The sequence below is a fragment of the Ruegeria sp. BE10 genome (assembly GCF_056538905.1).
In genome coordinates this window covers 156,403-173,566 of record NZ_JBQFTX010000007.1, presented here as the reverse complement: position 1 = coordinate 173,566, position 17,164 = coordinate 156,403, and the positions used below count along the sequence as shown (strand labels likewise).

The following is a 17,164-nucleotide window of genomic DNA, read 5'->3' as shown; positions in this document are numbered from 1 at the left end:
CAGACGCCCGTGGCAGGTGACGGAACAATAGGAAAAGCATGTGAGGTGCTGGATCAGGTGGCGGCTTTTGCGCGCCCGGTCCGATTTGCGGAACTGTTGGAGAGCAGCGATTTCCCCAAGGCAACGCTCTATCGGTTTCTGCAAACGCTGACCAATCAGGGCATGTTGTCATATGACCCTGATCGGCAAACCTATGCGCCCGGTCTGCGGCTGGTGCGGCTTGCGCATTCGGCGTGGACGCAAAGCTCATTGGCGCCGATAGCACGGCCGTTTCTGGATGCTTTGAGCGCAGAGACTGGGGAAACGGTGCATCTGGCGCAGCTGGATGCCAGTCAGGTTCTGTACGTCGACAAGCGCAACGCCGCGCAACCGATCGAGATGTATTCGCAGGCGGGCAAGGTCGGCCCGGCCTATTGTACCGGCGTCGGTAAGGCGATGATGGCGTATTTGGATGAGGTCGCGCTGGAGCGCGCCGTTTCTCAGCAGAGCTATCACCGATTCACGGATAAAACCCTGACCTCTGAGACGGCACTGCGCGCTGACCTCGACCTGATCCGCAGTCGAGGCTATGCCATCGACGATGAAGAACACGAGCCGGGCATTATTTGCATCGCTTGTCCGATTCTGACGTCGGGTGGGCGGATGCTGGGGGCAATTTCGGTCACCGGATCGACCGAGCGGATGAATTTCGAACAATTGGAAACCTGGGTTCCCCGTGTTCGCCGAGTGGCCGAACAGATCGGAGCCGAAGCACAGGCCTGGCGGTTCCCCGAGACCCGCCAAAGCGCCGACAACAACAGGATGCAAGCGACATGACGGGAGTGACTCTGAACCAGGCGATCAAGCGATATGGCGAGACGCAGGTAATCCACGGTATTGATCTGGACATCGAAGATGGTGAGTTTTGTGTTTTCGTTGGCCCCTCTGGCTGCGGCAAATCCACTTTGCTGCGCATGATCGCGGGGCTTGAAGAGACGACCGAGGGTCAGATTAATATTGGTGCGCGAGACGTAACCCATATGGATCCGGCCAAGCGTGGCGTGGCGATGGTGTTTCAGACCTACGCTTTGTATCCGCATATGACTGTGGCCGAGAACATGGGCTTTGGTCTGCGTATGAACGGGGTCGCCAAATCCGAGATCGACCAAAAAGTTCAGCAGGCGTCGAATATCCTGAAGCTGGATCAGTACCTCAAGCGTAAGCCCAAAGCCCTGTCCGGTGGTCAGCGACAGCGGGTTGCCATTGGCCGTGCCATCGTGCGGGGACCCGAGGTGTTTTTGTTCGACGAACCTCTGTCTAACCTCGACGCTGAACTGCGTGTCGAGATGCGGGTCGAAATCGCGCGGCTGCACAATGAGATCGGTGCAACGATGATCTATGTGACCCATGATCAGGTCGAGGCGATGACCATGGCCGACAAGATCGTGGTATTGCGGGACGGCCGGATTGAACAGGTCGGCGCGCCGATGGATCTGTATCGCGACCCGGACAACCGCTTTGTTGCGGGGTTCATCGGCTCGCCCGCGATGAATTTTCTGGAGTGTGATTTTGCGGACGGTAAAGTCTCGCATCCCGCCCTTAGCGCACCGTTGGAGGTGACAGCCAATGTACCTGCGGGTCTGAACAAGGTGACACTGGGCATCCGCCCCGAACATATCGAAGTTGATCGTGCAGCCGAAACCTGCGCCGTTGATCTGACCGAAGCGCTTGGTGGGGTAAGTTATACCTATCTGTTGACCCCCAATGGCGACAAGCTGATCATTGAAGAGCGCGAAGACCAGCGCAGCAAGCAAGGGGAGCGTATCGGTATCACCGTGCGGTCAGATCGTGCAATGCTATTCGATCCTGAAACCGGGCAACGGTTCCGGTAATCGCAAAATCCTGAGTGAAGCAAAACGCACCGGTCTCTGTGATCTGGTGCGTTATTTGTCAGTTGTAAATTTTCTGGATTTTGTATCCAATATCCGTTATGGCGAGTCAAAAGGGTGAATTCCGCCCGCCTCTACGTTGCCTATTGGAAGGAAAACTTCGATGTCGACCAATGTTTTCACCGGCACCATGCCTGCTCTTATGACCCCCTGTAAGGCTGATCGAACGCCTGATTTCGACGCGCTGGTGCGTAAGGGAAAGCAGATGATCGACGCGGGAATGTCAGCGGTGGTCTATTGCGGCTCGATGGGGGATTGGCCGTTGTTGACAGACGAACAGCGGATGGAGGGTGTTGAACGGTTGATCGATGCAGGGCTGCCTGTGGTGGTAGGGACCGGAGCCATCAATACAAAATCTGCTGTGGCCCATGCGGCCCATGCGCAGAAGGTTGGGGCGGTCGGCCTGATGGTGATCCCGCGCGTGTTGTCGCGTGGCAGCTCTCCGGCAGCGCAAAAGAACCATTTCCAGGCGATCCTGACCGCCGCGCCGGATGTGCCCGCGATCATCTACAACAGCCCGTATTACGGATTCGCCACGCGGGCAGACCTGTTTTTTGCCCTGCGCTCCGAGCATCCAAACCTAATCGGATTCAAGGAATTCGGCGGCAAGGAAGATCTGCGTTATGCGGCCGAAAACATCACCAGTCAGGATGATCAGGTCACCCTGATGGTCGGCGTGGATACCGAGGTTTATCATGGCTTTGTCAATTGCGGCGCGACGGGCTCGATCACCGGGATAGGCACCGCCTTGCCGCGTGAGGCATTGTTGCTGGCCGGGTTGTCCAAAAAGGCGGCCCAAGGCCATGCCGAGGCCCGCCAGCGCGCTCGAGAGCTGACCGAGGCGATCCATGTGCTGTCCAGCTTTGACGAAGGCCCGGACCTGGTGCTGTATTACAAGCATCTTCTGGTGCTGAACGGGGAACAGGAATACCGTCTGCACTTCAATGAAACGGACGAGTTGACAGATGCGCAGCGCAACTATTGCGAACAGCAATATGACCTATTCCGCACATGGTTCGCCGACTGGTCCAAACAGGGCGGAGTAATCGCTGAATGCATGTGATCGACAGCCACACCGGAGGCGAACCCACACGGGTTATCCTAAGTGGCGCACCCGATTTGGGTTCCGGCCCGTTGGGCGAACGCGCCCACCGATTGGCGACAGACCATGAGGAGTTCTATCGCTCGATCATGTTAGAGCCGCGCGGCCAGCCTGCCATGGTTGGCGCGCTGCTGGTCGAGCCGGTTGATCCGACCTGTGTGACTGGCGTGATCTATTTTGACGTGGATGCCGTGCTGGGCATGTGCGGTCACGGAACCATCGGGCTAACCGTCACGTTGGCCCATCTGGGGCGGATCGGTGTTGGACAACATCGCATTGAAACGCCTGCTGGGATCGTAACGGTCGACCTGCACGACGCCAACACTGTCACCGTCACGAATATCGAAAGCCGCCGGGTGCATCGCGGGGTGACGCTGGATGTGCCGGGTTATGGCGCGGTGACCGGCGATGTGGCTTATGGCGGCAACTGGTTCTATATCGTTGATCCCAGCCCGATACCGGTGGAAACCGAAAATATCCCTCAGCTGACCGATATGACCGTTGCGATCCGAGAGGCCTCTATTGCGCAAGGGATTGGAGGAGAACAGGGCGAACCGATTGACCATGTGATCTTTCAGGACACCTCGGATGATACGACGGTCCATGGTCGAAACTTTGTGCTGTGCCCGGACGACAATTATGACCGGTCCCCCTGTGGCACCGGCAGTTCCGCGCGTCTGGCCTGTCTGGCCGCTGATGGGGTGCTGAAACCTGGCGAAGAGATTGTGCAACACAGCGTCATCGGCAGCGCCTATCACCTGTCCTATCAGCCCGGCACGAATGGTGGTGTCATCCCGTCGATAACCGGGCGGGCCCATATTATGGCCGAGGCGACGCTAATCTTTGGGGACAATGACCCCTTCAAGGCGGGCATCAACCTATGACCTCGCGGGTCGTCGTGATCGGCGCTGGCGTGATCGGCATCACAACCGCGCTTGAGTTGCAGCGCCGGGGTCATCGCGTTCTGGTTCTGGATCGTGAGGGTGTTGCAGCACAAGCCTCGGCCGGGAACGCAGGCGCATTTGCCTTTTCCGAGGTCGAACCTCTGGCAAAGCCAGGGATTATGCACAAGGCACCTAAATGGCTTCTGGACCCGCTGGGGCCGCTGTCCGTACCACCTGCTTATGCACTGAAAATCGCGCCGTGGATGTACCGGTTTTGGCGGGCCAGCCGTCCGGGGCGGTATCAAGACCACCTGCGCGCGCAGGCCCGTCTGATGGACTTGTCCCGCGCGGCTTTGGACCGTTTGGTTACTTCGGTGAACGGCGAAGCGATGATGCAACGTGACGGACAAATGCAGCTGTACGAAAGCGAGGCCGAATTCCGCGCCAGCCTGCCCGAGTGGGAGCTGCGGCGCCAACATGGGATCGATTTCGAACTGCTGGACAGTCGCGAGGCACTTGCCGAAAAACAACCCGGCCTGAGCCCCCGTTTTACCCATGCAGGGTTCACGCCGAACTGGATGAACACTGTCGACCCTAAGAAATGGGTTGCGCATCTGGCCCAGACCTTTCGCGATCGTGGAGGGCAGATTGAAATTCATGACACGCGCGGACTGACTGCTGATGAAGGCGGCGTGCGGATCGCTCTGTCAGACGGTGAGAAAAAGGCAGCCAAGGTGGTTCTGTGTGCCGGCGCATGGTCGCATAACCTTGCGCGGACACTGGGTGACGCGATTCCGCTTGAGACTGAACGTGGCTACAACACTACCCTCCCTGCTGGTGCGTTTGACCTGCGTATGCATCTGACATTTGCGGGCCACGGGTTTGTCGCCACACGAATCAATGGCGGCATTCGGATCGGCGGAGCGGTTGAATTGGGTGGGCTGACCCTTCCGCCGAATTACAAACGAGCGGACGCGTTGCTGAAAAAAGCGGTGCAATTCCTGCCCGGATTGAACACCGATGGGGGATCGCAGTGGATGGGGTTCCGCCCATCCCTGCCAGACAGTCTGCCGGTGATCGGAGCCTCGCCGAACGCGCCGGACGTCATTTATGCCTTTGGCCACGGTCATCTGGGTCTGACGCAATCGGCAGGAACGGCTGAATTAGTCGGAGCTTTGATTGACGGTCAACCTTCTCAGATTTCCCTAACCCCTTTTTCCGCCATCCGGTTCTAAGGACAAGACATGCGCAGCATCAAAACTATTCACGTGATTTCGGCCCATGCAGAAGGTGAGGTGGGGGATGTCATCGTCGGCGGGGTCCAGCCACCGCCCGGAGAAACCCTGTGGGAACAGCGCTCGTTCATCGCCCAGGATCAGACTCTGCGCAATTTCGTATTGAACGAACCCCGCGGAGGCGTGTTTCGTCATGTCAATCTGTTAGTGCCACCCAAACACCCTGAGGCGGACGCCGCCTTTATCATCATGGAGCCCGAAGACACGCCGCCCATGTCGGGATCGAACTCGATCTGCGTGTCGACGGTGCTGCTGGATGGCGGGATCATCCCGATGCAGGAACCCGAAACCTATATGACGCTTGAGGCGCCGGGCGGATTGGTCCGGGTCCACGCAGAATGCCGGGACGGCAAGGCCCAGCGTATTCACGTGCAGAACTTGCCAAGTTTCGCCGACAGGATCGCAGTGCCGTTGGAGGTTCCCGGCGTTGGCAGGTTGACCGTGGACACGGCCTATGGCGGCGACAGCTTTGTGGTGGTCGACGCCGCCGCACTTGGGATCGAGATTGTTGAAAATGAGGCCCGCGATATTGCGCGCATGGGTGTGGCGATAACGAATGCCGCCAACGAACAGCTTGGCTTTGCCCATCCCGAGAACCCGGATTGGAACCACATCTCATTCTGCGCCTTTTGTGGCCCGCTTGAGACCACCGAGACTGGCCTGACCGGCAAGTCCGCAGTTGCCATCCAACCGGGCAAAGTTGACCGGTCACCCACCGGTACCGCAGTCTCGGCGCGTATGGCATTGATGGCGGCCAAGGGACAGATGACGGTCGGCCAGACATTCGAGGCGGTGTCGATCATCGGCTCTCGCTTTACCGGTCGGATTGTCGCCGAAACCCGCGTCGGCGACCGCCCGGCCATCACCCCCGAGATCAGCGGCCGTGGTTGGATCACCGGCATCCAACAGCACATGCTGGACCCAAGTGACCCCTGGCCCGGGGGGTACCGGTTGAGTGACACGTGGGGCGTGTGATTGATCGCCAAGGTTGCGCGTGTGGTTTTTATGTTTCACTTACAGCAGGTTGACGGCTTAGGCATCTTGAGAATGGGTCGAAGATCACCACTTAAAGGTGAGTATATCTGACCCAATGGAGCCTTGATGCATATACGCCTTGCTGCCTTGATCGTTGTGATTACGGCATTGCTGCTGTCGAGTAATTCACCGTCCAAACTTGACGCGGTACACGCAGAGCTGACTGCAGCATGTCTGGGTAATAAAGGCAGCACGTCCCATGTAACCGGCGCGTGTACAACGTTGATGGAGGTTGAGGGGCTCACTCCGGCGTATCAAAGCACGCTACTGGGGGCACGTGGTTGGGCCTTCTACTGTGATCGCCAATATGAGAACGCCATTGCGGATTATAATCAGGCTCTGGCTTTACGATCTAAAAATGCGACTGCGTTTCTGAGACGCGCTATGGCTTTGGACGCTCTGGGAAACAGCGAAGCGGCTGTAGCCGACTACGCAAAAACACTGTTGATAGATCCAAACGACACGAATGCGTTGCTTGGAAAGTCGGAAATTGATGAAAAACAAGGAAGATTTGCTGAAGCTGTTTTGGGATATGAGCGGGTGCTTGATATTAAGCCTGATAGCCGAAAAAGCGGTTATGCAATTGCCTATTTGCTAAATCAAGAAGACGGAAAAGATGCGGTCAAGACGTTCTTGGATCAGGCGTCAATGCGTTGGCCAGAACAGATTTGGGCCTACGAACTGCTTGTGGAATACCACCTTAGCTACACCAGTGATTACCTTGGCGCGTTGGCAGCTGTGTCAGAAATTGATCGGTTGACGTCCGACATTGGGACAGTGCTGCTGCTACAGGCCCGCGTGCACCTTTAGATTGGTGATGAAAAGAAGGGGATAGAATACGTTCAGAAGCTTGCTGCATATCAGCATGAAGATGATGACACAATGAAAGGCATTTTTATAAAACGGTGGTTCTACAATGCCGTCGGATGGTTTTTGTGGAGAAATAAAGAAGAAATGATGCTCCGAGGCTATCTCTACGCGGTTATGGGACGACCGGACTTGGCGGTGTCAGAGCTAGAAAATGCTCTGCCATCGTTTGGATACAAAGGACGAAAAGCGATATTGGATTCCTTCGGCAAGCAAGGAATATCAGTTCCACGCCAAGCGTATGACGGGTCACCTGAGCATCTTAATAAAGCGATTTCTGACTACGTTTTACATGCGGGCAGATTGATCGAGCCCCTAAAGTTTCGCTCCGTAAGCACAGCGCCGCATGATTTGGTAAAAGTTAAGTAAGGCTAAGCTAAACGGCTGAATGTTTAAGCAACCTCGGGATTTCTCAACCCCGTGTCAATTTGCGCCCCCACTAGACGATTGATCCCAAGGCAAACCTGATTTAAGGGAGACCCTGTCAAATCAGAGTCACCATTGGGGCGCTTGGATTCCCGCGCCTCAGTACCAGCCACACAAATGTGGCGCTACTCTTGGATCGCACGCCCCGAAAGGCTGAAAAAAGGTAAAAGAATATGGCAGAAAAATCGAACTTCGATATATTGTATACCATTGTAGACGAAGCGCCCGAGCTGGCCAGCGCGTCCTTCCTGCCCATCATTCGCAAATTCGCCGGCGCCGCGGGTGTCAGTGTTGGAACCAAGGATATTTCGCTGGCAGGACGTATTCTTTCGACCTTCCCCGAAAACCTGACCGACGAACAGCGCATCACCGACGATCTGGCCGCGTTGGGTGAGCTGGTGAAAACGCCCGAGGCCAACGTGATCAAGCTGCCGAACATCTCGGCCTCGGTCCCGCAGCTGGTTGCTGCCATCGAAGAACTGCAATCGCAGGGCTATGATATCCCGAACTACCCCGAAGAGCCTTCGACCGAAGAGGAAAAGGCGATCCGCGCGCGGTATGACGCCATCAAGGGTTCGGCCGTGAACCCGGTTCTGCGCGAAGGCAACAGCGATCGTCGCGCCGCGAAGGCCGTCAAGAATTATGCCCAGAAAAACCCGCATTCGATGGGAGAATGGGCCGCTGACAGCAAGACCAAAGTGTCGTCGATGTCCGGCAATGACTTCTATGCCAACGAAAAATCGGCCACCATCACCGCGGCACAAGCGGGCGATGCAAAGATCGAATTCGTCGGTAAAGACGGCAGCGTGACTGTCCTGAAAGACGGCTGGCCGCTGGACGAAGGCACCGTGGCGGACGCCACCTTTATGTCGGTCAAAGCCCTGTCTGCCTTCCTGACCGAAGCCATTGAGGACACCAAGAAAGACGGCACCATGTTCTCGCTTCATATGAAGGCGACCATGATGAAAGTGTCGGACCCGATCATCTTTGGCTATGCCGTCAAAGCCTGGTTGGCGCCGGTGTTCGAAAAATACGGCGCTGAGCTGGATGCTTTGGGTGTGAACCCGAACTCGGGCCTGGGTGATCTGCTGGACCGCGTCAAAGGCGACGCCGAGATCGTCGCCGCCATTGACGCCCTGAAAGCTGACCGTCCGTCCATGTACATGGTCGACAGCGACAAGGGCATTACCAACCTGCACGTACCGTCGGATGTGATCATCGACGCCTCGATGCCCGCAGTGATCCGCGCGGGCGGCAAGGGTTGGGATGAGACTGGCGCCAAGGGCGACACCAACTGTGTGATCCCTGACCGCTGTTATGCCGGTGTTTATGATGAGGCGATCAACTTCTTCAAAGCCAATGGCGCGCTGAACCCGGCCACAGCCGGTGCTGTCGCCAACGTTGGCCTGATGGCGCAGAAAGCCGAAGAATACGGCTCGCATCCGACCACGTTCGAAGCGCCTGCTGATGGCGTGATCCGCATCGTGCTGGCTAACGGTGACGTCCTGCTGTCACATGAGGTTGAGGCTGGCGATATCTGGCGCGCGTGCACCGTCAAGAAAGCTCCGATCGAAAACTGGATTCAGCTGGCATTGGACCGCCAGCGTCTGACAGGATCCGAGGCGATCTTCTGGCTGGACGCAAACCGCGCCCACGATGCAGAGCTGATCAAATACGTCAAACCGGCGCTTGAGGCCGCTGGCGTGGCGGATAAGTTCCTGATCATGGCGCCGCGCGAAGCGACCCAGCAAAGCTTGCAAACGATTACTGCTGGCAAGGATTCAATCGCTATCACCGGCAACGTGCTGAGGGATTACCTGACGGACTTGTTCCCAATCCTGGAACTGGGCACCTCGGCCAAGATGCTGTCCATCGTCAAGCTGATGAATGGCGGTGGCCTGTTTGAAACCGGTGCTGGTGGCTCGGCTCCGAAACACGTGCAGCAGTTGGTCGAGGAAAACCACCTGCGTTGGGACTCGATGGGTGAGTTCTGCGCGTTGGGTGAATCGCTGAACTTCCTGGCCGACAGCAAAGGCAACGCCAAGGCAGGTGTTCTGGGTGCCGCAGCCGAGGCCGCGACACAGGGCATTTTGGACAACAACAAATCGCCCAGCCGTAAAGTTGGCCAGCCCGACAACCGCGACAGCCACTATTGGTTTGCGCGCTATTGGGCCGAGGCACTGGCGGCGCAATCCGACGATGCAGACCTTGCGGCCGAATTTGCGCCAATCGCCAAAAAGCTGGCCGAAAAGGAAGGTCAGATCCTGGGTGAACTGGCCGCCGCGCAAGGCGCGCCTGCCGATCTTGGTGGCTACTATCACACCGACCCGGCCAAGGCCGCTGCTGTGATGCGCCCCAGCGCAACCTTGAATGCGATCATCGGCTGATCGCCGGAAGTCACGCCTTTAGGCGTGGCTTTTTTGCTGAAAAATAGAGATCAAAATAGAAAAAGGGCCGACCCCCAAAAGTCGGCCCTTTTTTGAGTGAGTGGGGAGGCTGCGCCTCTCCGGTATAGTTGATTTCAGAATATCACTCTGAGCTATTCCGGGTATTAGGGGATTCCCGTAGGCTCCGCATTTGAACCCCAAGAATTTGACCGAATAACGGTACCAGAAACCAAAAAAAGGCCGGTCCTAAGACCGGCCCTAAGGGTTTCAGGTGAACTAAAAGATCAGTTCGACGCTGCGTTCAGCTTTTCGTTCTGCTCACGCAGGGTATCCGAGATGATCGCGTACCACTCGCCGGACTCACGCATCTCGATCAGGCCTTTGTTCATCATCGCAATGTATTCGCGTGCGAACGGGTTGGTGCGGTGCGCGAGGAAGCTCATCGAGGACAAGGTGGATACATATGGGTTTTCAACGATGTCAGCCGAGGTCAAGCCCATGTCATTCATTGTCGATGCGAACAGATCCACTTCGAATGCCGCCACATCTGCGGTGCCGGTCAATACGGCATCCAGACACTCACGGGCTGTATTGGGCTGGACCACGGTTGTGTTGTTGTGGTTCAAGCCTTGCTCCTCAAGCACCACCATGCTCCAGCCTGCCATGCGGCAGATGGTCGAGCCTTCAAGGTCCTTGAAAGAAGTCGCGCTTGCATAGTCGCTTTCTGGCAGTGTGAAGAAGCCACCCACGATGTCATAGACCGGGACCGATGCGACAAACTGCGTGCAGCGGGCTTCGGTAGCTTCAGACCACTCATACGAGCGGTTAGTGCAGTCCGGAACGGTCCATGCGATCGAGATGTCAAACGCCCCAAGCGGCAACAGGGTGTCCAGGTGCGAGCTCCAGTCATCAACAAAGCTGACCGAGTATTCGCGCTGGTTGCCCGCACGCTGAAGGCTGGTTGTTGCCAGACGGGTCATAATACCGCCACCGTTCAGGGTTTCAGTTGTAAATGGCTCCCATCCGTTGCCCGCGACCATCTTGATCGGCGGCGCATAGACATTCGAACGCTTGACGCTTGCCGCACGCTGTTCCTCGGCCGCAATAACTTCCTGAGCGGATTGACCGTTCGGCAGGCTGCCGTCTTCACAAGGCAGCGCAAGAACCAGACCTGGGGCCAGATCGTTCGGGTTGGTGATCAGGTTGCGGTTTGCGTTGAAGATCGGCTGATAGTTCGACGTGCCATAGGCTGCGATGGCGATGGTGGCCATCGTGTCGCCATCCGCGACGGTATAGTTGGTGCAGGCTTCTTGTGCGGCGGCGGCTCCGGCGCTCAGGGCGGTGACGGCTGTTGCCGACAGCGCGACTTTCTTCAGGTTGAATTCAAACATGTCCACTTCCTCCAGACTTTTTAGTTGTCAGGCCGGTTGAGGCCTTAGCCATTTTCCATTTGATGACGCAGAGCGGTCGAAACGATGTCACGCCATTCGCCAGATTGCTGCATGATTGCCAGACCCTGGTTGAGCGTCTCAAGGATCGCTTCCCCATCCGGATTATCTTTGTGGGTCATGACGTTAAGCGACTTGATCGCCGCCAGGTTGGGGTTTTCGAGAATGCGATGCTCATAGCCCAGGCGGCTGATTGCACCGACGGCCAAGTGAGCTTCGATCGCGACGATGTCGGCGGTGCCTTCCATAACCGCGTGAAAGCAATCATCCGGTGACACCGGGCGCATCAGCGTGATCGCCGGTTCATAAAGACCCACTGCATCCATATGCGACAGTGACCAACCCTCGGGGCGGCAGATCGTGGTGCCTGCAAAATCGGCATAGGTCAGCGTCTGTTCATAGCCCGAGCCTTCGCGGGCAAAGAAGGTGTCCACAACCTCATAGAACGGGTTCGAGAAATTGTAAGTCTCGCACCGCGCGCGGTCATTTTCCGAGAGGGCTTCGGCCGTTTCGCAATTGGGGCGCGACCAGGGGAAGGTGCCGTCAAAGGCCAGTGTTGGCATCAGCAGGTCCAGATGGGAGGACCAGTCGTTGACGAACTGGATCTTGTAGGCTTGCTCGGGCGCGGCCCGAAGCATCGCAGTTTCCACCAGATTTGTATAAAGGCCGCGATGGGGCAGGGCCTCATCTGTGAACGGCGCATAGTTGCCGCCGGTGATCAGCAGCAACTGGCGATCCCGAATATCGGGGCGGATCCCGCCATCCGCGTCGCGGATCAGTGCGGCACCCTCGGCGCGGGCGGCTTCGATTTCTTCGCGGGCCGCGGCTTTGGCTGCAACCACCGCGTCCTCGCTGGTCTTTTTAGCTTCGGCCTCGGCTTCTGCTACGCGGGCTTCGGCCTCGGCTATTGCTTTAGCTGCCCGCTTTTCGGCTGCTGCGACCAGTTCGGCCGCCATCTCGGCTGCCATGGCTTCTGCTTCCGTTTGCGGAACTTCCCGCGCACGCCCGATATCTTCCAGACAGGGCAGGGTCAGTACGTCGCCCACGCGGATGATGTTCGGGTTGTTGCCGATCACGTCGCGGTTGGCGTCAAAGATGATGCGGAAATCCTCGGTCGAATAAACATTGATCGTCAATTCGCGCAGGCTGTCGCCTGATTGGATTTCGTAGGTTGAGCACGCCTCTTGCGCCGAGGCGGCTCCGGCCGCGGCAGCAAGTGCCAGGCTGGATATGAACAGATGGGTTTTCATGGGTCCTGTATCTTTGCCTTGGTTAGTTTCTTGTTAATTTCACAACACCGATCGAGGCATTGTCCTGATCGGGGTCAAACTTGGCGTGAAGCGCCTGCAACAACGCTTCGGCGATGTCCTGCGCCCATGCATGCGCGTTGGCCTGCACAATGGTCTGAATTTCCGCGTCGCTGAGGAACTGCAGCCCGTCACTGCCCAGGATCAACACGTCTGCTGCAGTCAGGTGCAGCGGCTCTTCCGGGCAATCGACCTTGGGGATTTCGGCTCCCATGACCACTGATGTCAGTTGGTTGCGATCCGGGTGAACCTGCGCTTCAGCCTCTGTCAGAGTGCCTTGGGCCACCTGCGCGTCAATGACCGGAGCCATGGAGTGATCTTCGTTGATCTGGCGCAGCACCCCGTCGCGGAACAGGTACAACGGGCTGTCGCCGATCGAAATCCAGAACACGCGCTGTTCCAGCAACAGCACCCCCAAAAGGGTAGACCCCATGTTGAGGCCCTCGCCGTTTTCCTCGCAGCGCGCGGCAATTGCGGCATTGGCTTGCATGGCAGCCAAGGGCAACGCGTCGATTATCGCGCTTTCGGTCGGGGTATTGCTCTCAAGCTCAGCGTCCAGGGCCTCGCGCCAGGCGGCAATCACAAGTTCCGAGGCGACTTCGCCTGCCGCATGACCACCCATGCCGTCGGCGACGACAACATAGCTGGCATTGGCCGCATCGAACATGCGCGCCGCGATCGCGTCTTCCTGCGAGTCGCGCTGACCCTGTTCCAGGATCAGAGCAATGTCATATGCCGGTTGCGCCAGCATCTATTAAGCATCCCGCCAGTCAAAGCCGTCATCGCAAAAGGCGGCAAATCGAATTGAGGTTTCGCTGATCCGGATCAGGTCGCCACTGGACAGCGCAACAGTACTCAGCACCGGTTTGCCGTTCAGACGGACCAGGTTGGCTTTGCCGCCGTGACCCAGATAGCATTTGCGGTCTTCGGGATCATAGGCGATCACCGCATGATTGCTGCGTGAAATACCGGTGTCGCCAAAGTCCAGTTGAATAGCCTGATCGTCGTTGCGGCCAATCTGCATCAGCCCCTCAGTCAAGGTGATGCAGGATCCACGACCCGGTCCGGCGGTTACGACCAGCCAACCCACAGGGAAGGTTTCCTGCGCAGTCTCGGTCTTGGCTACCGGTTCTGCGCTTTCGATCATCTCCTGAACGTGCGTGTCGGCGCGTTCAAAACCAAGGAACGTGGTCTTGACGCGGCCACGGCGGTCCTCGGAGGCGGGCGCTTGAACCGGCAGAGACGGTTCCGGTGTAATTTCTGGTTCAGGCGCGATTTCAGCGACTGGTTCCGGTTTCGCAGGTTCAACCGGCTCGGGCTGAGCGGTCTCAAGTGTTTCAACGACAACCTCAAGAATGGCCTCTTCCTGCGGTTCCTCGGCCTGTGCGGGTTCCTCCGTCTCGACCTCTTCGTCGGTGGTGATGTGCAGGGTTACAACCGGCTCTTCTGGTTCGGGCTGGGTTTCGGGTGTTTCGAAGATGTTATCCTCGGCCTCTTCGACCACTTCGGTCACCACGACGTCATCCGAGGCATCTTCTTCCGGCTCGTCGGAAAACTCAGGCATGTCCTTTTCGGGGATCAGTTCGTCAGCTTCTTCGTAGGATTCCGACGACATGTTGCCACCGGCCAGCGCGTTACGCAGTGCGTTGAAATCCGCAATCGGCTGGGGTTTTTCCGCCTCGGGCTCTGCGGCTTCTTCCGCGACCACTTCTACTTCGGTTTCTGCTTCTTTAGGTTTGCCGGCACCTTCGAGAAGCCGGCTGAGAGGGCTTTTATATTTGAACATGGTGTCGACACCTTTGCTTTTTGACACAGGGTTTTCGTCCTGCGGGGCTGCTACTCGCCTCTGCGCGCATCGGCACAACGGCACTTACAATTTGGAAACCAAACCAACTTTTATCTGCCGCGACGGGCCGGTCCCCGTCAGGGTGGCGGATTTCCAGGCACCACCCTTCGTTTTCACTTTGCGGCAGATCACTTTCGAACCGGTCAGATTACTCCTGCGCTAGCTGCATTACGGCCTCAGCTTCGGCCCCGTTGCGCAGCACGGTCAGTCGGGCCTGCGTTAGATTGTCCGAAACCAGAGCTTCCAGCAGGGCATCCAGGCTTTCTTCTTCGTTCAGGATGGTCCCGGTTTGCGCTTCCGAGATTAGAACGTCACCAGCCCGAAGGCTTCCCGCCGTGTCGGTGGGGGCAGTCGTTACAGTCGCCTTCCAGCCCTGACCATCTTCATTGCGGACGGTAAAGCCAATGCCGTTTTCCAAACCGATCACACGGATGGCAGGCAGGGCCAGCAAGCCGTTCTGGGCTAAGGTCTTGCCTAGCGGACGATAACGCGCGGTCACACGGATATACCCGTCAGGATCAACGGACAGATCATCCAGAACATGCGCGGCGAAGCTTGCGTTCTCGCGGATGGGTTTGCCATTCAGCGTATAGATCGCAGCGCCGCGCGTGACCCAATCGCCGATCACCGACATGTCTTGTGCCGGGTCAACACCGGTAACGGCGATGATGCTGCCGGTGGATACACGACGTCGCGAGAACTGGAACGGAATCTCGACATCCCAATGCGAGAAGGCAACTTGCGTTTCCGCAGGGGTTCCCGACGAAACCTCTGCGGGTGAAGGTTCGGCTGTCTGGGCTTGGACCTCTTGTGTGTCAGCCGAGGGGGCCTGTGTCTGCTCGACAAGCTCTGGCGTCGGTTCTGCCGTAACGGGCGCCGGTTCAACTGGTTCCGGCGTAGGTTCGGTGTTGGCCACCTGCTCGACAGGGGCTTCGGTATCAGCAGTCTGCTCGACAGGTGCTGCCGTTTCAGTTTCGACCTGGGTTGTTGCTGGGGTGGTGGTTTCGGTCGTTGCGGGTTCGGTCACAACCGCAATGTCCTGTGCGGGTTCCGGTTTTTCGCTGGTCATCAGGAAGTATCCGCCCGCCGCCAGACCGGCCACAACAACGGCAATGCCCGCAACCAGTTTTCCGCTGCCGCCTGATCCACTTTTGACCACAGTGTCAACGGCGACGGCCGTGTCTTCCTTGGACGTGAACTTGGCCAGTTCATCGTCGTTTTTATCTTCGTTGCCCAGAGCTAGATCTGCGTTGCCAGCCAGAAGTGCGGTGACCACCGCCTCGGCGTTTTCGCTTTCGGCCTTGATCCGGGCTTTTTCAACCTCATCATCCTTGCGGTCCATCGCAACGATGACGGAAACCGGACGATAGTCGAACGTATCGAACATCACGCCCGGACCGCGGAACATGCGCAACCAATCCAACGCGCTTTGCAGGCGGTCAGTGACGTGAACCTCCATCGCCTTGTCGATCGCTTCAAGGAACCCATCCGGGTAGCCTTTGAACTGTCCAGCCAACGGAGAGTATGGGTCGTCCTGGTCATTGTTAAATGCGTTCAGGCGGGTCTGACCATCAATTGGGCGTTCTCCGCTGATGGCGTGATACAGCGTGGCGGCCAGCACATAGAGGTCACTGCTGGGGCCTTGATCGGCGCCACGCACATAGAATTCGTGGGGGGAATAACCGTCCTTGATAACCCGCAGGGTCAACAGAGCCGCGGATTGCTGTGCCGCTTGCTCGCGCGCGGCGCCGAAGTCGATCAGCACCGGATCGCCGTTCTCGTTGATCAGGATATTGTCGGGTGAGATATCCCGGTGCAGCATGCCGCTTTGGTGGATGAAGGACACCGCAGACAACATCCTTTCGGTCACCTGTACGATGAAATCCGGCCCGGCCTTGTTGTCGGAGTTCTCAACGTAATCCAACAGATCGCATCCCTTGATGAAATCCATCGCGATATAGGCGGTGTTGTTGTCTTCAAAGACCTGGTGGACGTCTACGATATTGGGATGCACCAGACGCGCGTGGTTGCGTGCCTCTTGAATGAACAAATCAATGATGGCGCGCAGATCGTCCTTGTGGTCAGGATCGGCGGGTTCGACCATGTCGCCATTGCGACGGCACAATGCACCCGGAAAGCACTCTTTGATCACCACGTCACGTTCTAGGCTGTCGCGGGCCAAATAGGTGATCCCAAAGCCGCCATTGCTTAGGAAACGCAGGATTTCATACTGACCGCGCAGTAGTTTTGCGCCGGGTTGAAGTCCTTCAATTTTCGGTTCGTCGTGCGATGCACCGACCGCCTGGTTGTGGCTCATTTCTTTCCGCCCGTTCTGATCGTTTTGCGGTTTATTTAACTGGGCTAAATCGCCCTCGAACTCACAACCAAACACAACCGCAGGACACTTAAGACGGTTAGACGTTTCAAATTTGACTTTATTGGGGCCGCCTCATGGCTTCACTATGGACCGTTTTCGGGTCAATACTACATATTGTATTTCGGTGAGGCATAGTCACTAAATGTTGAAAATCAGCTTGCACAAAATGCAAGCTGATCGACTGTTTGTCTCCGCTTGGTCAACGGAGTCAGAAAGTTTTAGGTGCGATTCTGGGGCATTCGAATCGCTGTATCGCGACTCA

Annotated in this window: 14 protein-coding genes; 9 read left to right on the top strand and 5 right to left on the bottom strand. The window is 57.3% G+C overall.

The window, feature by feature from the left end:
* The first annotated feature begins 9 nt into the window (after positions 1–9).
* The 9 genes from ACR0M2_RS15995 to ACR0M2_RS15955 all read left to right on the top strand — a co-directional run bounded on the left by ACR0M2_RS15995 (position 10) and on the right by ACR0M2_RS15955 (position 9,924).
* Complete coding sequence (locus ACR0M2_RS15995) at positions 10–816, top strand: IclR family transcriptional regulator (protein ID WP_480705983.1); 807 nt, start codon at positions 10–12, stop codon at positions 814–816.
* A complete protein-coding gene (locus ACR0M2_RS15990) occupies positions 813–1,871 on the top strand; it encodes an ABC transporter ATP-binding protein (protein ID WP_170394982.1) in 1,059 nt (352 codons plus the stop codon). Before ACR0M2_RS15995 ends, ACR0M2_RS15990 begins: the two co-directional genes overlap by 4 nt.
* 160 nt (positions 1,872–2,031) lie before the next feature.
* The gene (locus tag ACR0M2_RS15985; RefSeq protein ID WP_480705981.1) at positions 2,032–2,991 is read left to right on the top strand and encodes a dihydrodipicolinate synthase family protein; all 960 of its coding nucleotides are present in this window, start codon (positions 2,032–2,034) and stop codon (positions 2,989–2,991) included.
* Positions 2,982–3,914, top strand: coding sequence for a 4-hydroxyproline epimerase (locus tag ACR0M2_RS15980; RefSeq protein ID WP_480705979.1), 933 nt, complete (start codon positions 2,982–2,984; stop codon positions 3,912–3,914). Before ACR0M2_RS15985 ends, ACR0M2_RS15980 begins: the two co-directional genes overlap by 10 nt.
* A complete protein-coding gene (locus tag ACR0M2_RS15975; RefSeq protein ID WP_480705977.1) occupies positions 3,911–5,149 on the top strand; it encodes an NAD(P)/FAD-dependent oxidoreductase in 1,239 nt (412 codons plus the stop codon). The genes ACR0M2_RS15980 and ACR0M2_RS15975 overlap by 4 nt, the downstream gene beginning before the upstream one ends.
* Before the next feature lie 9 nt (positions 5,150–5,158).
* On the top strand, positions 5,159–6,184 hold the full coding sequence (locus ACR0M2_RS15970; RefSeq protein WP_480705976.1) for a trans-3-hydroxy-L-proline dehydratase: 1,026 nt from the start codon (positions 5,159–5,161) through the stop codon (positions 6,182–6,184).
* A 126-nt stretch (positions 6,185–6,310) separates the two neighbouring features.
* Positions 6,311–7,054, top strand: a complete 744-nt coding sequence (locus ACR0M2_RS15965; protein WP_480705974.1) for a tetratricopeptide repeat protein — start codon at positions 6,311–6,313, stop codon at positions 7,052–7,054.
* A gap of 72 nt (positions 7,055–7,126) precedes the next feature.
* On the top strand, positions 7,127–7,480 hold the full coding sequence (locus tag ACR0M2_RS15960; protein WP_480705972.1) for a hypothetical protein: 354 nt from the start codon (positions 7,127–7,129) through the stop codon (positions 7,478–7,480).
* A gap of 230 nt (positions 7,481–7,710) precedes the next feature.
* Positions 7,711–9,924, top strand: coding sequence for an NADP-dependent isocitrate dehydrogenase (locus ACR0M2_RS15955; RefSeq protein WP_480705970.1), 2,214 nt, complete (start codon positions 7,711–7,713; stop codon positions 9,922–9,924).
* Between the two features lie 284 nt (positions 9,925–10,208).
* Here the strand turns inward: ACR0M2_RS15955 and ACR0M2_RS15950 are convergent, their stop codons facing one another.
* The 5 genes from ACR0M2_RS15950 to ACR0M2_RS15930 form a co-directional block, all read right to left on the bottom strand.
* Positions 10,209–11,315: a transporter substrate-binding domain-containing protein gene (locus tag ACR0M2_RS15950; RefSeq protein ID WP_170349894.1), complete on the bottom strand. Its 1,107-nt coding sequence runs from the start codon at positions 11,313–11,315 to the stop codon at positions 10,209–10,211.
* A gap of 44 nt (positions 11,316–11,359) precedes the next feature.
* Positions 11,360–12,622 carry a substrate-binding periplasmic protein gene (locus tag ACR0M2_RS15945; RefSeq protein ID WP_170349893.1) on the bottom strand — a complete coding sequence of 421 codons (1,263 nt, stop codon included), beginning with the start codon at positions 12,620–12,622 and terminating at the stop codon, positions 11,360–11,362.
* Positions 12,623–12,644: 22 nt separating this feature from the next.
* A complete protein-coding gene (locus tag ACR0M2_RS15940; protein WP_170361723.1) occupies positions 12,645–13,430 on the bottom strand; it encodes a PP2C family protein-serine/threonine phosphatase in 786 nt (261 codons plus the stop codon).
* Positions 13,431–13,433: 3 nt separating this feature from the next.
* Complete coding sequence (locus ACR0M2_RS15935) at positions 13,434–14,465, bottom strand: FHA domain-containing protein (RefSeq protein WP_480705968.1); 1,032 nt, start codon at positions 14,463–14,465, stop codon at positions 13,434–13,436.
* Between the two features lie 208 nt (positions 14,466–14,673).
* The gene (locus ACR0M2_RS15930) at positions 14,674–16,842 is read right to left on the bottom strand and encodes a serine/threonine protein kinase (protein ID WP_480705966.1); all 2,169 of its coding nucleotides are present in this window, start codon (positions 16,840–16,842) and stop codon (positions 14,674–14,676) included.
* Between the last annotated feature and the right edge of the window lie 322 nt (positions 16,843–17,164).